The sequence below is a fragment of the Bacterioplanes sanyensis genome, from assembly GCF_002237535.1.
Taxonomy (GTDB): Bacteria; Pseudomonadota; Gammaproteobacteria; order Pseudomonadales; family Oceanobacteraceae; genus Bacterioplanes; species Bacterioplanes sanyensis_A.
The window spans coordinates 3,202,350-3,215,762 of the sequence record NZ_CP022530.1 but is presented as its reverse complement, the minus strand read 5'-3'; the positions used below and the strand labels follow the sequence as shown (position 1 = coordinate 3,215,762).

Annotated in this window: 13 protein-coding genes; 11 read left to right on the top strand and 2 right to left on the bottom strand. The window is 55.1% G+C overall.

Going from position 1 to position 13,413, the window contains the following annotated elements:
* Positions 1 to 3 precede the first annotated feature (3 nt).
* From acpP to CHH28_RS14845, 7 genes are all read left to right on the top strand, one after another.
* Positions 4 to 237, top strand: coding sequence for an acyl carrier protein (acpP, locus tag CHH28_RS14875; protein ID WP_094061051.1), 234 nt, complete (start codon positions 4 to 6; stop codon positions 235 to 237).
* A gap of 106 nt (positions 238 to 343) precedes the next feature.
* Positions 344 to 1,585 carry a beta-ketoacyl-ACP synthase II gene (gene fabF / locus CHH28_RS14870; protein ID WP_094062098.1) on the top strand — a complete coding sequence of 414 codons (1,242 nt, stop codon included), beginning with the start codon at positions 344 to 346 and terminating at the stop codon, positions 1,583 to 1,585.
* A gap of 6 nt (positions 1,586 to 1,591) precedes the next feature.
* On the top strand, positions 1,592 to 2,428 hold the full coding sequence (pabC, locus tag CHH28_RS14865) for an aminodeoxychorismate lyase (protein WP_094061050.1): 837 nt from the start codon (positions 1,592 to 1,594) through the stop codon (positions 2,426 to 2,428).
* Between the two features lie 93 nt (positions 2,429 to 2,521).
* Positions 2,522 to 3,535: an endolytic transglycosylase MltG gene (gene mltG, locus CHH28_RS14860; RefSeq protein ID WP_094061049.1), complete on the top strand. Its 1,014-nt coding sequence runs from the start codon at positions 2,522 to 2,524 to the stop codon at positions 3,533 to 3,535.
* 1 nt (position 3,536) lies between these two features.
* The gene (gene tmk, locus CHH28_RS14855) at positions 3,537 to 4,175 is read left to right on the top strand and encodes a dTMP kinase (protein WP_094061048.1); all 639 of its coding nucleotides are present in this window, start codon (positions 3,537 to 3,539) and stop codon (positions 4,173 to 4,175) included.
* Positions 4,172 to 5,182, top strand: coding sequence for a DNA polymerase III subunit delta' (gene holB / locus CHH28_RS14850; protein ID WP_094061047.1), 1,011 nt, complete (start codon positions 4,172 to 4,174; stop codon positions 5,180 to 5,182). The genes tmk and holB overlap by 4 nt, the downstream gene beginning before the upstream one ends.
* Positions 5,179 to 5,529 carry a PilZ domain-containing protein gene (locus CHH28_RS14845; protein ID WP_094061046.1) on the top strand — a complete coding sequence of 117 codons (351 nt, stop codon included), beginning with the start codon at positions 5,179 to 5,181 and terminating at the stop codon, positions 5,527 to 5,529. Before holB ends, CHH28_RS14845 begins: the two co-directional genes overlap by 4 nt.
* 30 nt (positions 5,530 to 5,559) lie before the next feature.
* On the opposite strand, the gene CHH28_RS14840 is transcribed toward CHH28_RS14845, so the two are convergent.
* The gene (locus CHH28_RS14840) at positions 5,560 to 6,363 is read right to left on the bottom strand and encodes a hypothetical protein (RefSeq protein ID WP_094061045.1); all 804 of its coding nucleotides are present in this window, start codon (positions 6,361 to 6,363) and stop codon (positions 5,560 to 5,562) included.
* A 185-nt stretch (positions 6,364 to 6,548) separates the two neighbouring features.
* Positions 6,549 to 7,676, bottom strand: coding sequence for an aminotransferase class V-fold PLP-dependent enzyme (locus tag CHH28_RS14835; RefSeq protein ID WP_094061044.1), 1,128 nt, complete (start codon positions 7,674 to 7,676; stop codon positions 6,549 to 6,551).
* A gap of 70 nt (positions 7,677 to 7,746) precedes the next feature.
* Here CHH28_RS14835 and CHH28_RS14830 point away from each other — a divergent pair, with 70 nt between their 5' ends.
* From CHH28_RS14830 to CHH28_RS14815, 4 genes are all read left to right on the top strand, one after another.
* The gene (locus CHH28_RS14830) at positions 7,747 to 10,650 is read left to right on the top strand and encodes an insulinase family protein (RefSeq protein WP_094061043.1); all 2,904 of its coding nucleotides are present in this window, start codon (positions 7,747 to 7,749) and stop codon (positions 10,648 to 10,650) included.
* A 160-nt stretch (positions 10,651 to 10,810) separates the two neighbouring features.
* On the top strand, positions 10,811 to 11,569 hold the full coding sequence (locus CHH28_RS14825; protein WP_157729940.1) for a DUF3450 domain-containing protein: 759 nt from the start codon (positions 10,811 to 10,813) through the stop codon (positions 11,567 to 11,569).
* Positions 11,569 to 12,909, top strand: coding sequence for a MotA/TolQ/ExbB proton channel family protein (locus CHH28_RS14820; protein WP_094061041.1), 1,341 nt, complete (start codon positions 11,569 to 11,571; stop codon positions 12,907 to 12,909). The genes CHH28_RS14825 and CHH28_RS14820 overlap by 1 nt, the downstream gene beginning before the upstream one ends.
* Positions 12,909 to 13,412 (top strand): MotA/TolQ/ExbB proton channel family protein, encoded by a 504-nt coding sequence (locus CHH28_RS14815; RefSeq protein ID WP_094061040.1) that lies wholly within the window; start codon positions 12,909 to 12,911, stop codon positions 13,410 to 13,412. Before CHH28_RS14820 ends, CHH28_RS14815 begins: the two co-directional genes overlap by 1 nt.
* The last annotated feature ends 1 nt before the right edge of the window (position 13,413 follow it).

The window sequence follows — 13,413 nt, the reverse complement described above, 5'->3', positions numbered from 1 at the left end:
ACCATGAGTAACATTGAAGAACGCGTTAAAAAGATTGTTTGTGAGCAGCTGGGTGTTAAAGAAGAGGATGTAAAACCTGCCTCTTCATTTGTTGATGATTTGGGTGCTGACTCACTGGACACCGTGGAGCTGGTTATGGCTCTGGAGGAAGAATTTGAGACTGAGATTCCTGATGAGGACGCTGAGAAGCTGACCACGGTTCAGGAAGCCATCGACTACATCATTGCCAATCTGTAAGATTTGCAGTGTTCGAAAGCCGCCTCCTCGGACGCGGCTTTTTTTGTGCCCATCATTTATGTTGTTGTCACGATGGGCAGGTGTGAATTCAGCGTGAATGGGTGTTATGAGTAAACGACGTGTTGTGATAACCGGCTTGGGAACGGTAAACCCGTTGGGGCTAACTACCGCGGCGACTTGGCAGGCAGTTTGTCAGGGTAAAAGTGGCATTGGCTTGATCGATCACTTTGACACGGAAGGCTATGCCACGCGCATCGGTGGCATGGTTAAAGACTTCGACGTCAGCTCGGTGATGACACCAAAAGAAGCGCGCAAAGTGGATTTGTTTTTACAGTATGGTTTGGTAGCGGCTGAGCAAGCAGTCGCCGATGCCGGCTTTGACGACCAACTCAATAAAGACCGCGTTGGTGTGGCAGTGGGGTCGGGCATTGGTGGCCTGACGACCATTGAGCAAAACCACGAGCAGTTGGCCAAAAGTGGCGCCCGCCGGGTGTCGCCGTTTTTAATCCCCGGCTCTGTGATCAATATGGCATCGGGCAATATCGCCATTCGCCACGGTTTTCGTGGCCCTAACTTCGCCATTACCACTGCTTGCACCACAGGCACTCATAATATTGGCTACGCAGCGCGCACCATCGCCTACGGCGACGCCGATGTGATGGTGGCTGGGGGCACTGAAAAAGGCTCCTCACCACTCGGGGTAGCCGGGTTTGCTGCCGCTCGTGCCATGAGTACACGCAACGACGAGCCAGAAAAAGCCAGCCGTCCCTGGGATAAAGACCGCGATGGTTTTGTATTGGGTGACGGTGCTGCAGTACTGGTGTTGGAGTCGTTGGAGCATGCGCAAGCACGAGGTGCACGCATTTACGCCGAAGTGGCAGGCTTGGGCATGAGTGATGATGCGCATCATATCACCAGTCCACCGGATGACGGCGCGGGCGCTCGCGATGCCATGCAGCACGCGTTAAATGATGCTGGTTTGACGGCAACAGGCATTGACTACATCAACGCCCACGGCACCTCGACCCAAGTCGGTGACATTGCCGAAACTCAAGCCATTAAGGCGGTGTTCGGTGATCATGCCAAGCACATAGCGGTGTCGTCCACTAAGTCGATGACAGGTCATTTATTGGGTGCAGCTGGGGCACTGGAAGCCCTGTTAACCACCCTGGCCATTGTCGATCAAATCGCTCCGCCGACCATCAATCTGGACCACGCCGATGATGGTTGTGACTTGGACTATGTGCCGCACACCGCACGTTCAATGCCGATCCGCGCAGCCATTTCTAACTCCTTTGGTTTTGGCGGCACCAACGGCAGCTTGCTGTTAAAGCGGTTTGAGGGCTAAGCCGCAGTGAGCCTGTTGCAGTGGTACTGTGCCGGTCAGCCGGTTGCTGCGCCTGATATTCATCGTGCGGCGCAGTTTGGCGATGGTTTGTTTGAAACCATGCGCTGCGACGACTCTGGCGCCGTACCGCTGTGGCCGTGGCATCGTCAACGTTTGCGCGACGGCTTGCTGGCATTGGATTTTCCCATCGATACCTTGGCGCATGTTGACGTGGCTATGCAGCACTTCGTTGGTGGCAATGACTCGGTCATTGCAGCGATTGATGCAACACCTCAATCCGGGCTGAAACTGTCGGTGTCGCGCGGCAGCGGTGGGCGTGGTTACGGCTACGACGACAGCTTGGTACCACTGGTATTGCTGCAATATTTTGCTGCACCTGCCTGGTCGGCTGCGCCTCTCGTCGTCACGGTTAGTGATGTGCGCCTAGCTTCGCAGCCATTGCTGGCGGGTATCAAGCACATGAATCGGTTGGAGCAGGTGCTGGCGAGAGGTCGGGTGGACGCTTGCTGGGATGATTGTTTGTTGCTGGATCAGAGCAAGTGCATCGTCGAAAGCTCTGCGGGCAATGTCTTTGCCTGGATCGATGGTGGTTGGCAAACGCCGAGTTTGGCGCAGTGTGGCGTTAAGGGAATTGCTCGGCGCTGGCTACTGGAGCGAAGTGGTGCGCGGGTGTCCGACCTTCATGTCGATCAACTGACGGATGTCGATACCTTGCTGATCTGCAATGCCTTGCGCGGCCCGCAGTTGGTGTCGCGGGTCGATCAGCTGGATTTGCCGTCTGGCCGTCAGGCGCAAGTCACAGAATGGCAGTTGCAGTGGCAACAGCTGTTTTGTCGGCGTTAAAATCCGCTATCCTCAACCGCTAATTTCATTGTCGAGCCGCCTGTGTCCCGTCCTGAAACATCTAAACCAACTCAGACTCGCCGCTCTCCACTGATGCGCATCGCGGCTGTGCTGCTGGTGTTGGTGGTCGGCTTAGCGCTGGCCGCTTGGTACGTGCCGAGCACCAATCACGAAAGCGTACGAGTTGATATACAGCACGGTGATACCCTGGCTGCAAAGAGCCGCCAGTGGCAGCAAGATGGCTGGTTGCCCTCCGCGACGCTACTGCGCATTCAGGCCCGATTGCTGGACAAAGAACGTATTTTGCGGGTGGGGGAGTTTGACATTCCTGCCGGGGTTACCGGCGCCCAATTACTGGGCTTGTTGGAAACCGCGGCGCCAGTGACCTATCGCGTGACGTTAATTGAAGGCACTCGTTTGGAAGAGGCGCTGTTGGCATTGTCCAGCGCGCCCAAACTGCAGCAGGACGTAACGCCATTGACGCCGGCTCAGGTAGCGATGGTATTGGGCATTCAAGGCAGTGCCGAAGGTTTGTTGTACCCGGATACCTACGTATACCCCAGCGGTGAGCGTGTCAGTCGCTTACTAAGACAAGCCCATCAACGCTTACAAGCGGAGTTGGAGCAAGCCTGGGAGCAACGACATAAAGATTTGCCATTGGCGAAACCTTATGACGCCTTGGTGTTGGCCTCAGTGGTGGAAAAGGAAACCGGAGCTCCGTGGGAGCGTGCGCAAATTGCCGGCGTGTTTGTCCGCCGGCTGCAGCAAAATATGCGTTTGCAAACGGACCCGACGGTGATTTACGGCTTAGGCAAGGACTTTGATGGCAACTTACGCCGTCGCCACCTGCGCGATGGAGCCAACCCCTACAACACCTATCGCCACAAAGGGTTGCCGCCTACGCCCATTGCTTTGGCCGGGCGAGCGGCACTGATGGCGGCGGTGCAACCACAAGATGGCAAGGCGCTATATTTCGTCGCCAAAGGCGATGGTACCCATGTGTTTTCCGAAACGTTAGAGCAGCACAATAAAGCGGTTCGCCATTATCAAATTACTCGCCGGAAGGAAAATTATCGCTCCAGTCCGGTGACGCAGGAGAAACCCTAACATGAGCGCTGAACGTGGGCGCTTTATCACCTTTGAAGGTGGTGAAGGGGTCGGTAAAACGACCAATATCCAGTTTTTGGCCGACTGGCTGCGCCAGCGCGGCGTCGACGTGATGACTACGCGTGAGCCGGGCGGGACAGAAATCGCCGAGTTAATCCGCGATCGATTATTGAAAGCCCATCACGGTGAGCGCATGAGTGATATGGCTGAGCTGTTGTTGATGTTCGCGGCGCGTGCGCAACACTTGGATGCACTCATTCGCCCAGCGCTGGCCGCTGGGCAATGGGTGTTGTGCGATCGCTTTACCGACTCAACATGGGCCTATCAAGGGTATGGTCGTGGGCTACCTCTCTCTGATATTGCTCAGCTGAAATCGCTGGTGCAAGACGACCTCGAGCCTGATCTGACCCTGTGGCTGCGAGCGCCGTTGGCGGTTGGCCGTGCTCGTGTGGCGGGCCGTGGCGAGCTGACCGATCGCATCGAGGCGGAGCAAGATGCATTTTTCCAACGCGTAGAGCAAGGTTTTGCGCAACTGGCCGATGAGCATGCGCGTATTACCACCATTGATGCTGCGCTACCGTTACCGCAAGTGCAAGCGGCCATTGTTGCGGCCGTAGCGCCGCTCGGGGAGTTGGCGTGAGTTTTTCTTGGCAGGAGCAGGCCTGGCAAGGACTGGTGGAGCGTCATCATCACGCTGGGTTGCCGCATGCAATGATGTTTACCGGCTTGGCTGGCATTGGCAAACATCAACTGATAGAGCGGCTAGCGCAATGGTTGTTGTGCCTGACTCCGGATGAGCAAGGTGCTTGTCAGCGCTGTCACAGTTGTTTGTTGTGGCAAGCCGGCAATCATCCTGATTATTTGCATTGCGGCCCGCAAGACAACAGCCACCAAATTCGTATCGATGCCATTCGCCAAGTAAATCAATTTTTGTCGCAAACGCCACAGATTTCGCGTTGCCAATTGGTTAGCCTAGAGCCCGCTGAAGTGATGAACGTCAGCGCGGCGAATGCCTTGTTGAAAACGCTGGAAGAGCCTCCGGGTGAGAGTTATTTGCTATTGTCGGCTGAGCGCTACGGCTCTGTCATGCCGACCATTCGCAGTCGCTGTCAACGTATTGCGCTGGCGGCTCCCACTGCTGAGCAGGCTCAGCAGTGGCTATGCCAGCAAGGGTTGTCGGAGACGGTAGCCGAACAGGCGCTCCGCTTTAACCCAGGTGCACCGCTGGCGGCGCTGCAGTGGGTGAATGATGGTCTGCACGATCAGCTGCAACAGTGGCAACAGCAGCTGCTGCAATGGACGCACGGATCGATTTCGCTGGCAGAGGTGGCAGAGCCTTGGAGCAAGCGCCTAGACTTTGAGTTGGTATGCCGCTGGTGGCTGCAACTGTTGGTTGATGCGTTAAAAGTGCAGTTGGGGGCTCGGGCGGAACAATTGGTGTTTGATGGCCTGGTCGAACAAATCGCTGCCTTGTCAGCGCCCAGTTTGGACCGAGGGCGCTTGCTTGGCATGCACAATAAGGTACAAACCATGGTGGGGCGGCTCGCTTCGGGCGCTGCACACTATAATAAGCAACTGACAGTGGAAACGCTGTTGCTCGACTGGCGCGAGCTGGTCATGACTGGACAACGAAGGGAGACTGCATGATACCGGGAGCAGGTGGCCGTAGCGGTATTTTGTCGCTGACGATCAAAGACAAGTCGGTGTTGTACGCCGCGTACATGCCGTTTATAAAAGACGGTGGTTTATTTATCCCGACCAATAAGCAGTATCAGCTCGGCGACGAAGTGTTTATGTTGCTGAAGCTGATGGAAGAGCCGGAAAAAATCCCGGTGGCTGGCAAGGTGGTGTGGATTACCCCGAAAGGCGCACAAGGAAATAAAGTGGCTGGTATCGGTGTGCAGTTTACCGGAGACACCACCATCGCCCGCGACAAGATAGAAACCTATTTGGCCGGGGCGCTCAAGTCTGACCGCATGACGCATACCATGTAATAAAAAACCCGGCTCTGCCGGGTTTTTTATTTAAGGCATCATTCCGCCATGTTCGTTAAAAGAATCCTTTAACAATGTGTGCAGGTAGCCCATTTGCTTGGTTTCCGGGCTGTTTTCGAATCTTACGCGGATTTCATAGTCTTGGCCCAGTTCGCTATGTCCAAGCTCTATCAGCTCCAAACCTACAGCCTTGTGGTTGTCATAGCTGTTGATGTTATTAAGGTAAATGGTTTTCTTGCCGTAACCAAACCAGTTCGCTTCCAGCACATACCTGTTTTCGCTTCTGTTGGGTACGAGTTGCTTGCGCTCTAAAAGCTTCAGCTGAAGTCGCTTGTCGTTAGCTTTTATTGTCGCAATATCGACGACCGGGTTGCGATCTGTACGCTGTAAGCCGCCAATATTAAACTCAGCAATCTGAGTGTGTAAGTTGTTGTTTGGTTTTACACTGATATTGATACGCATGGATTCAGTGTTGACTTCAGTTGCTAGCACGTATAAGTCACGGAAAATCCAGCCTGCTGTTTTGGCTTCGTAGAGGGAGCTGTTAGAGCTGCCATCATTGATTTGGTCGAAATCGTTGATGACCAAATTATCTAAGCCGCCGGCCATATCAATTACCAAGCGCTTAAGTCTTGGTGATTGAGGTTCTCGAGGGCCTGCAATCTCATTGGTTTCAAACCAGGCGGTAGCGCCTTCAACTTTGTTAAGCTCCAAGTTAGTAATGTTGATGGAATCACTGACTCTGATATCACTGGTTTCATACTTGATGAGTTCCGCTTGGCTGCTCATGGCGGTCGTAGCGGCAATTGCCAGGGTTAAAAACTGTTTTTTCACACTGATTTCCTTTTAATAGTGGCTTCCACTGCTGCACTCTTTGGGCAGCGCGGCAAGACTAACAGACTTTGGTCTTGTTACCGTTATTGAGTTTTCAATGGAGTTTAAAAGCTGTCACCTGGGATTGCTTTCACTAGCACTTTTTGCACTGTTTGGCGTAATTGGTCGTATTGGTTGTTGCTGGATTATCTTAATTCCATCAAAGCCTCGCAGGCCTCCTCCAATACCGAAAACGGTGTATGAAAGTGCGGTGAAAAGCGAATGCCGCCGCCGCGATAAGCGCAAATAACGCCGTTTTTCATCAACGTGCGATACAGCTTATGCAAATCTGTTTGCCATAAATGAAACGTAACGACGCCGGTTGGACGTTGCTGTAAAACTGGGTTAAGTAATTGGGCATCTATTGCATGGAGCAACTCGATGAGGGCGAAACAACGCTCATGAATAGCATCGCGAATAGTCTCCAAGCCGATATCGAGTAGCAGCCCTGCGCTGGCATTGAGTGCCACGGCGCCAAGCATGTTTGGGCTGCCACATTCAAAGCGACGCGCATCGTCCGCCAATTGCCAGTGTTTTTGATCATAGTCACCGGCATTTTTAACCATATGCCAGCCATATTCACTGACCTGCAGTTGCTCCATTATCTCTGGTCGAATATAGAATAACCCCAAGCCCTCAGGGCCGAGCATCCATTTATGGCCATCGGCCATGGCAAAATCACATCGCCAATCGTCTACGGCAATGGGCATGGTGCCAATGGCCTGAATAGCATCTACACAAAACAGTACGCCATGCTGGCGGCAGGCTTGGCCAATACGCGCAACATCCAGGGCCAAGCCGCTGGCGTATTGCACGGCGCTGATAGAAACCAAGCGCGGTTTTTGCGCAATGGCCTGCAGCAGTTCGACTTCAGGGTCCTCCCAAGGCAATGCGACGCTGACGACGGTCACGCCGCTCTGTGCCAGTGCTTCCCAGACGATGCGATTGGACGGAAATTCCTGATCAGTAATCACCACCACATCACCGCTTTGCCAGTTGATGCCATTTGCAACAAACGACAGCGCCTCGGAGGTGTTTTTCACCAGCGCGACGCTGCCTTTGGACGCCTGAATGAGTGCTTCCAATCTGCGCCGCAACGAATTCTCGATCTGTTGCCATTGCGGGTAGAGGCTGGCCCCCAGTGCGACGTTTTCACTGGCAAACTCACTCACGGCTTGTTGAGCGCACACCGGCCAAGGGGCGACCGCCGCATGGTTGAGGTACAAACATTCGTTGTTGACAGGGAACTCGTCATGCCAAAGTGAGTTTTCCATGCAATCTCCGGTGCGCCAGCTTAGGGCAGTTGATACCATAGGGTTTTATTGAGCTATAAACCGGGGTTGCATGTCTACTCACTCTGCTTTTGAAACGCTGGCTTCGACGCACGTTGCTTCATTGGATTTAACCGTCGAACACTACCGCCATATCGAGACCGGTGCGCAGCACTTTCACTTGCGCTGTGAACACGATGAAAAGGCCTTCTGTGTAGCGCTGCGCACCATGCCGATGGATTCCACCGGCGTGGCGCATATCCTCGAGCACACTGTGTTGTGCGGCAGTGAACGTTATCCCGTGCGCGATCCCTTTTTTATGATGACGCGGCGCTCGTTAAATACCTTTATGAACGCCATGACCAGCAGTGACTGGACGGCTTATCCATTTGCCTCGCAGAACGACAAAGATTTTTACAACCTGCTCGACGTGTATATGGACGCGGTATTTTTTTCGCGCTTAGACCCTCTCGATTTTGCGCAGGAAGGCCATCGTCTGGAGTTTGCTGACAGTGGCAATATCAATTCCGATTTGGTCTACAAAGGCGTGGTGTTTAACGAGATGAAAGGCGCCATGTCATCGCCGGTCTCGCAGCTGTGGCAGGGCATCAGCGCCGAGCTGTTCCCAACCACCACGTACCATTACAACAGTGGTGGTGAGCCCAGCGACATCACCGATTTGAGTTACGAGCAACTGTTGGCGTTTTACAAGAGCCACTACCACCCATCCAATGCCGTATTTATGACCTTTGGCGATTTGGACGTACCGGACATGCATCAGCGTTTGCAAGATTTGGCGCTGAGCCGCTTCGAGCAGCAAGACAAGCGTTGGCAGGTAAACGCCGAAAAGCGTTACGTTGCGCCGCGAGCGGTGCAATCCCATTACGGCGTCGACGGCGACGACATTAGCGCTCAAACCCACCATGTCATGGGTTGGCTACTGGGCGACTCCATTGATTTAGATGCACAGCTGGAAGCGAATTTGCTCAGCCAAGTGCTGCTCGACAACAGCGCATCGCCACTGCGCAAAGCGTTGGAAAATACCGAGCTGGGCACTTCGCCCTCGCCCTTGTGCGGCCTCGAGGATTCCAATCGCGAAATGAGTTTCTTGTGCGGCTTGGAAGGCAGCGAACCTGAGCACGCGGCGGCGTTTGAACAACTGGTGTTGGATGTGCTTACGCAAGTGGCGGAGGAGGGCGTCGACGCCGATGTGGTGGAAGCGGCGTTGCATCAGCTGGAGTTGCATCAGCGCGAAATTGGCGGCGATCACATGCCGTATGGTTTGCAGTTGATTTTCTCATCGCTGCCGGCGGCCATTCATTACGGCGACCCGACCGAGTTAATCAATCTTGACCCGGCGCTGGAGCGATTGAAACAGAAAATAGCTGAGCCGGACTTTATTCAGCAACGCGTGCGCAGCCTGTTGCTGAATAATCGTCACCGTGTGCGCTATACCTTAGCGCCGGATCAGAACCTGAATCAGGCAATGGCAGAACGCGAACAGCAGCAGTTGCAATGCATTGGCAGTGAACTGAGTCAACAACAGCGCCAGCAGATCGCAGACAATGCCGAGGCACTCAAGCAACGCCAGGCACAGCAAGACGACGAGTCTATCTTGCCGGCTGTTGGGCTGGCGGATGTGCCGGCCAGTGTGCCTTACGTGGCCGCGACTAAAGTGGTCAGCAGTGGGCCAAAGCAAACCGAATATCAAACCGGAACCAATGGGTTGGTGTACCAGCAATTGATTGCAGATATACCGCCGCTGAATTTTGAGCAGTTGAGCTGGTTGCCGTTTTTCACGCATGCCTGGACGGAAGTCGGCGCCGCCGGTCACGATTATCTAACCCAGCAGAATCGTCAAACGGCCACCGTGGGCAGCCTGACCTCCTACGCCACGCTTAAAGGGCAGGTAGATGACGCCAATCGCCTGAGCAGCTACCTCGTGCTGACGGGCAAAGCATTGACGGCCAAGGTCCAAGACTTTGCCGACATGATGGCGGAGACATGGCACTCGGCCCATTTGGATGAGCATCAGCGCTTGGCTGATTTGCTTAAACAAACCAAAGCGCGCAAGGAACACGGCATCACCGGCAGCGGTCATGCGCTGGCGATGTCGTTGGCGTCCGCGCCGTTAAATCAGGCGTCACAGCTCGGGGATGAGCTGAGTGGATTGCCGCAAGCACGACGCCTCAAAGCACGTGTCGAGCGCTTAAAGCAAGGCGACGACGGCTTCATCGCTGAAGCGCTGCAAAGTTTGCGCGCAGCACTGCCAGCGCAGCCAGATGACGTACTCATGATTCACGATGCTCAAGCGGCACAGGCGCATTGGGCGGCTGTGACTGGCCATTGGCAGCAACCTGGCGGATCGTTGGACGGCGCGCAAACCGTCGAGTTTAGCGCCAACAGTGCCCGATACTGGATGGTCGATGCGCAGGTCAATTATTGCGCTTGGGCATTGCCAACGGTGTCAGTGACCCATCCGGATGCTGCGCCGCTGGCGGTGTTGGCAGGCGTACTGCGCAACAACCTGCTGCACACAGCCATTCGCGAGCAAGGCGGTGCCTATGGCGGCGGGGCAACGCAAGACAGCGCACAAGCCTGCTTTAAGTTCTATTCCTACCGCGACCCACGTTGTGAACAAACGTTTGACGACTTTGCTCGCTCTGCCAGTTGGCTGAAGCAACAGTCGCCGGATGAAAGCCTGGTGGAACAAGCGATCCTAGGCGTCATCAGCTCTATGGACCGGCCAGGTTCGCCCGCTGGTGAGGCGAAACAAAGCTATCATCTGGATCGCACTGGCCGCAGCCAAATGATTCGCCAGAACTATCGTGAACAGGTTTTGTCTGTAACCTGGGCAGATCTGGTGCGCGTGGCTGAAATCTACATCGAAGGGCAGGTGGGCAGTCGTGCGGTGGTGGCGCCGCGCGGAACGGAATCGGTGGCACAGGCTCTTGGTCTCGAGGCCACCGACTATTAACGCTCAGTTGTAAACGATTCTCAAACACTTGTCATGACAATACGGCGGCGCCATAATCGGCGCCGTTTTTATGCCAGAAACTGTCCAGCAGTTCAGTCAAGATTCATACAGAGTGCGTAGAATGGCTGCCACTCATCAACCGTCAGGAATGATCCTTATTATGAAGGCATCGTTACTCGTCGCTCCCGCGCTGATAGCGTTGGCAGCGGCTGCGCAGGCAGAGCCTGCCGCCGACAGCGTGCGTGAGGCAAAGAACACCGTTGCTCAAAGTGAGCGCAGTGGTCAGCAAAGCCAGCGCCGCATCGATCAGCTCGATGACCAAACCCGTGAGCTGCTGCAGCAATATCGCCAGGCCATCGCTGAAGCCGAGCAGCTGGCACTCTACAACCGCCAAATGCAGCAAATCGTCGACAACCAGCAGCAAGAGTTGGCATCGCTCGACCGCCAAATCAATGAAATTGAACGGACCGAGCGCGGTATTTTGCCGCTGATGACGCGCATGCTCGATTCATTGGAAACCTTTGTTGAGCTGGACACGCCGTTTCTGCCCAATGAACGTGCGACCCGCGTGGCGCTGCTGCGTGACATGATGACGCGCGCCGATGTGACGGTGTCGGAGAAGTTCCGCCGGGTGCTAGAGGCCTACCAGATCGAGGTGGATTACGGTCGTAATATTGAAGCCTATCGCGCCAGCGATGATGGCGTCAGCTATGAGTTTTTGCGCATTGGCCGTGTCGCCCTGTACCGCATCGCTAACGACGGCCAGCAAGCTTGGCTGTGGTCGCGTAAGCAGGACAGCTGGCAGCCTTTGGACGCCGGCTATGTGCGTGATTTGAATCAGGCATTGAAGGTCGCACGCCAGACTGCTGCTCCGCAGCTGCTCACCTTGCCATTGTTTACGCTGCAAGGAGGCGTCTGATGAAGGCTATGTTTATCGCCATTGCGGCTATGTTTTTGGGTGCCTTTGCCCACGCGGATGAAGCGCGTTTGCAGCAATTGCTGCAGCAAACCGTCGATTACCAGAGCAACGAAGCGCAGCTGGATAAAGCCCGCCAAGCAGCGTTTCGCAGCGATTTGGCTGAACAGCAGCGGTTGTTGCAACAGGCCCAGGCCAAACTGGCCGCTGAGCGCCAGCGTGCCAACGAGTTAAAGCAAGCCTTTGACGACAACGAAATAGCACTCACCGAAAAAGAAGAAGCGCTGCGCATGCAGGTCGGCAATTTAGGTGAAATGTTTGGTGTTGTGCGCCAGGTTGCCAACGACTTGCAAACCGTGCTCGACGACAGTCTCACCAAGGTGGAAGTGCCAGAGCGCCGGGCCGATTTGGCTATCTTGGCGGAAGCCAAAGAGTTGCCAGATTTACAGCAGTTGCAAAACCTGTGGCATACCTTGCTGCAGGAAATGACCATCAACGGCCAGATCAGCGCCTTTAATGCCGAAGTCATCGGTGTCGATGGCAAGCCAGTGGCGCGTGATGTGGTGCGCATCGGAACCTTTAATGCGCTGACCTCCGATGGCTACTTGGCCTACGACAGCGAGCTGCAACAGCTGCGCGAACTGGTTCGCCAGCCTGCGGTTGCCGAGCAAGCTGCAAGCTACCTGGCCAGCAGCGCGGCTGTTGCGCCGTTGGCGCTGGACCCGAGTCGCGGCGCCTTATTGACCATGACGCTGGATTCACCAGATTTGGCCGAGCGCATCGAGCAGGGTGCGGAAGTCGGTTACATTATTATTGCACTGGGCATTATTGGCTTGCTATTAGCTGGCTGGCGTCTGCTGGTATTGCTGAGTGTTGGCAGCAAGCTAGCGCGACAACAGAAGCAGCCGGATCAACCCAGTGAGGACAATCCGCTCGGTCGTATTCTCACCGTGCATCAAAACTTGCCCCACAACATCGACAGCGAAGTGCTGGAAGCACGCATGGACGAAGCGGTATTGCGTGAACTGCCAGCGCTGGAACGGGGCCAGTCGATCATCAAACTGTTTGCGGGCATTGCGCCGCTGCTGGGTCTGCTGGGTACGGTGACCGGCATGATTGCCACTTTCCAAGCGATCACCAACTTTGGCACCGGCGACCCTAAATTGATGGCGGCGGGCATTTCGCAAGCCTTGATTACCACTGTGCTGGGTCTGATTGTTGCCATTCCGCTGCTGCTGGCTCACAACTGGGTGGCGTCACGCAGTAAGCGCTTGATTCAAGTGTTGGACGAGCAATCCGCCGGTCTGATGGCCGAGGTGCTGGAACGTCAGGGGCGCGGCTAATGCAGTGGTTGCTGGACTTCTTTAATCAGGGCGGGCCAGTGCTGTACGGCATCTTGGCGGCCTGCTTGCTGTTATGGAGTCTGATTCTCGAACGTCTGTGGTTTTTCTACCTAGATTTGCCGCGCAGTAATCGACGCTTGGCCGAGCAATGGCGACAGCGCAGCAATTTTGATAGCTGGACGGCGCGTAAAATCCGCGCCGCCATCATCAGCCGCCAACGCCAGCGCTCGCAGACTTATCTGTCGGCCATAGCGACCCTGATCGCGATTTGCCCGTTGCTCGGCTTGCTGGGCACAGTTACCGGCATGGTCAGTGTGTTTGATGTGCTGGCGGTAACGGGGACGGGCAATGCCCGCGCCATGGCCTCTGGCATATCGCAAGCGACGATCCCCACCATGGCGGGTTTGGTGGTGGCGCTGACGGGTTTGTATTTTCGCGCACGTTTTCAGCGCTTAAGTGAGCGCGGCGTGCAACAGCTCACCGATTTATTGGTTACGGACTAAA

Bases quoted from the DNA above. Each gene is read 5' to 3' on its own strand.
- CHH28_RS14815 (WP_094061040.1), top strand. From the start codon at position 12,909: ATGCAGTGGTTGCTGGACTTCTTTAATCAGGGCGGGCCAGTGCTGTAC.
- CHH28_RS14830 (WP_094061043.1), top strand. From the start codon at position 7,747: ATGTCTACTCACTCTGCTTTTGAAACGCTGGCTTCGACGCACGTTGCT.
- CHH28_RS14835 (WP_094061044.1), bottom strand. From the start codon at position 7,676: ATGGAAAACTCACTTTGGCATGACGAGTTCCCTGTCAACAACGAATGT.
- fabF (WP_094062098.1), top strand. From the start codon at position 344: ATGAGTAAACGACGTGTTGTGATAACCGGCTTGGGAACGGTAAACCCG.
- mltG (WP_094061049.1), top strand. From the start codon at position 2,522: ATGCGCATCGCGGCTGTGCTGCTGGTGTTGGTGGTCGGCTTAGCGCTG.
- tmk (WP_094061048.1), top strand. From the start codon at position 3,537: ATGAGCGCTGAACGTGGGCGCTTTATCACCTTTGAAGGTGGTGAAGGG.
- CHH28_RS14825 (WP_157729940.1), top strand. From the start codon at position 10,811: ATGAAGGCATCGTTACTCGTCGCTCCCGCGCTGATAGCGTTGGCAGCG.
- acpP (WP_094061051.1), top strand. From the start codon at position 4: ATGAGTAACATTGAAGAACGCGTTAAAAAGATTGTTTGTGAGCAGCTG.
- CHH28_RS14820 (WP_094061041.1), top strand. From the start codon at position 11,569: ATGAAGGCTATGTTTATCGCCATTGCGGCTATGTTTTTGGGTGCCTTT.
- CHH28_RS14845 (WP_094061046.1), top strand. From the start codon at position 5,179: ATGATACCGGGAGCAGGTGGCCGTAGCGGTATTTTGTCGCTGACGATC.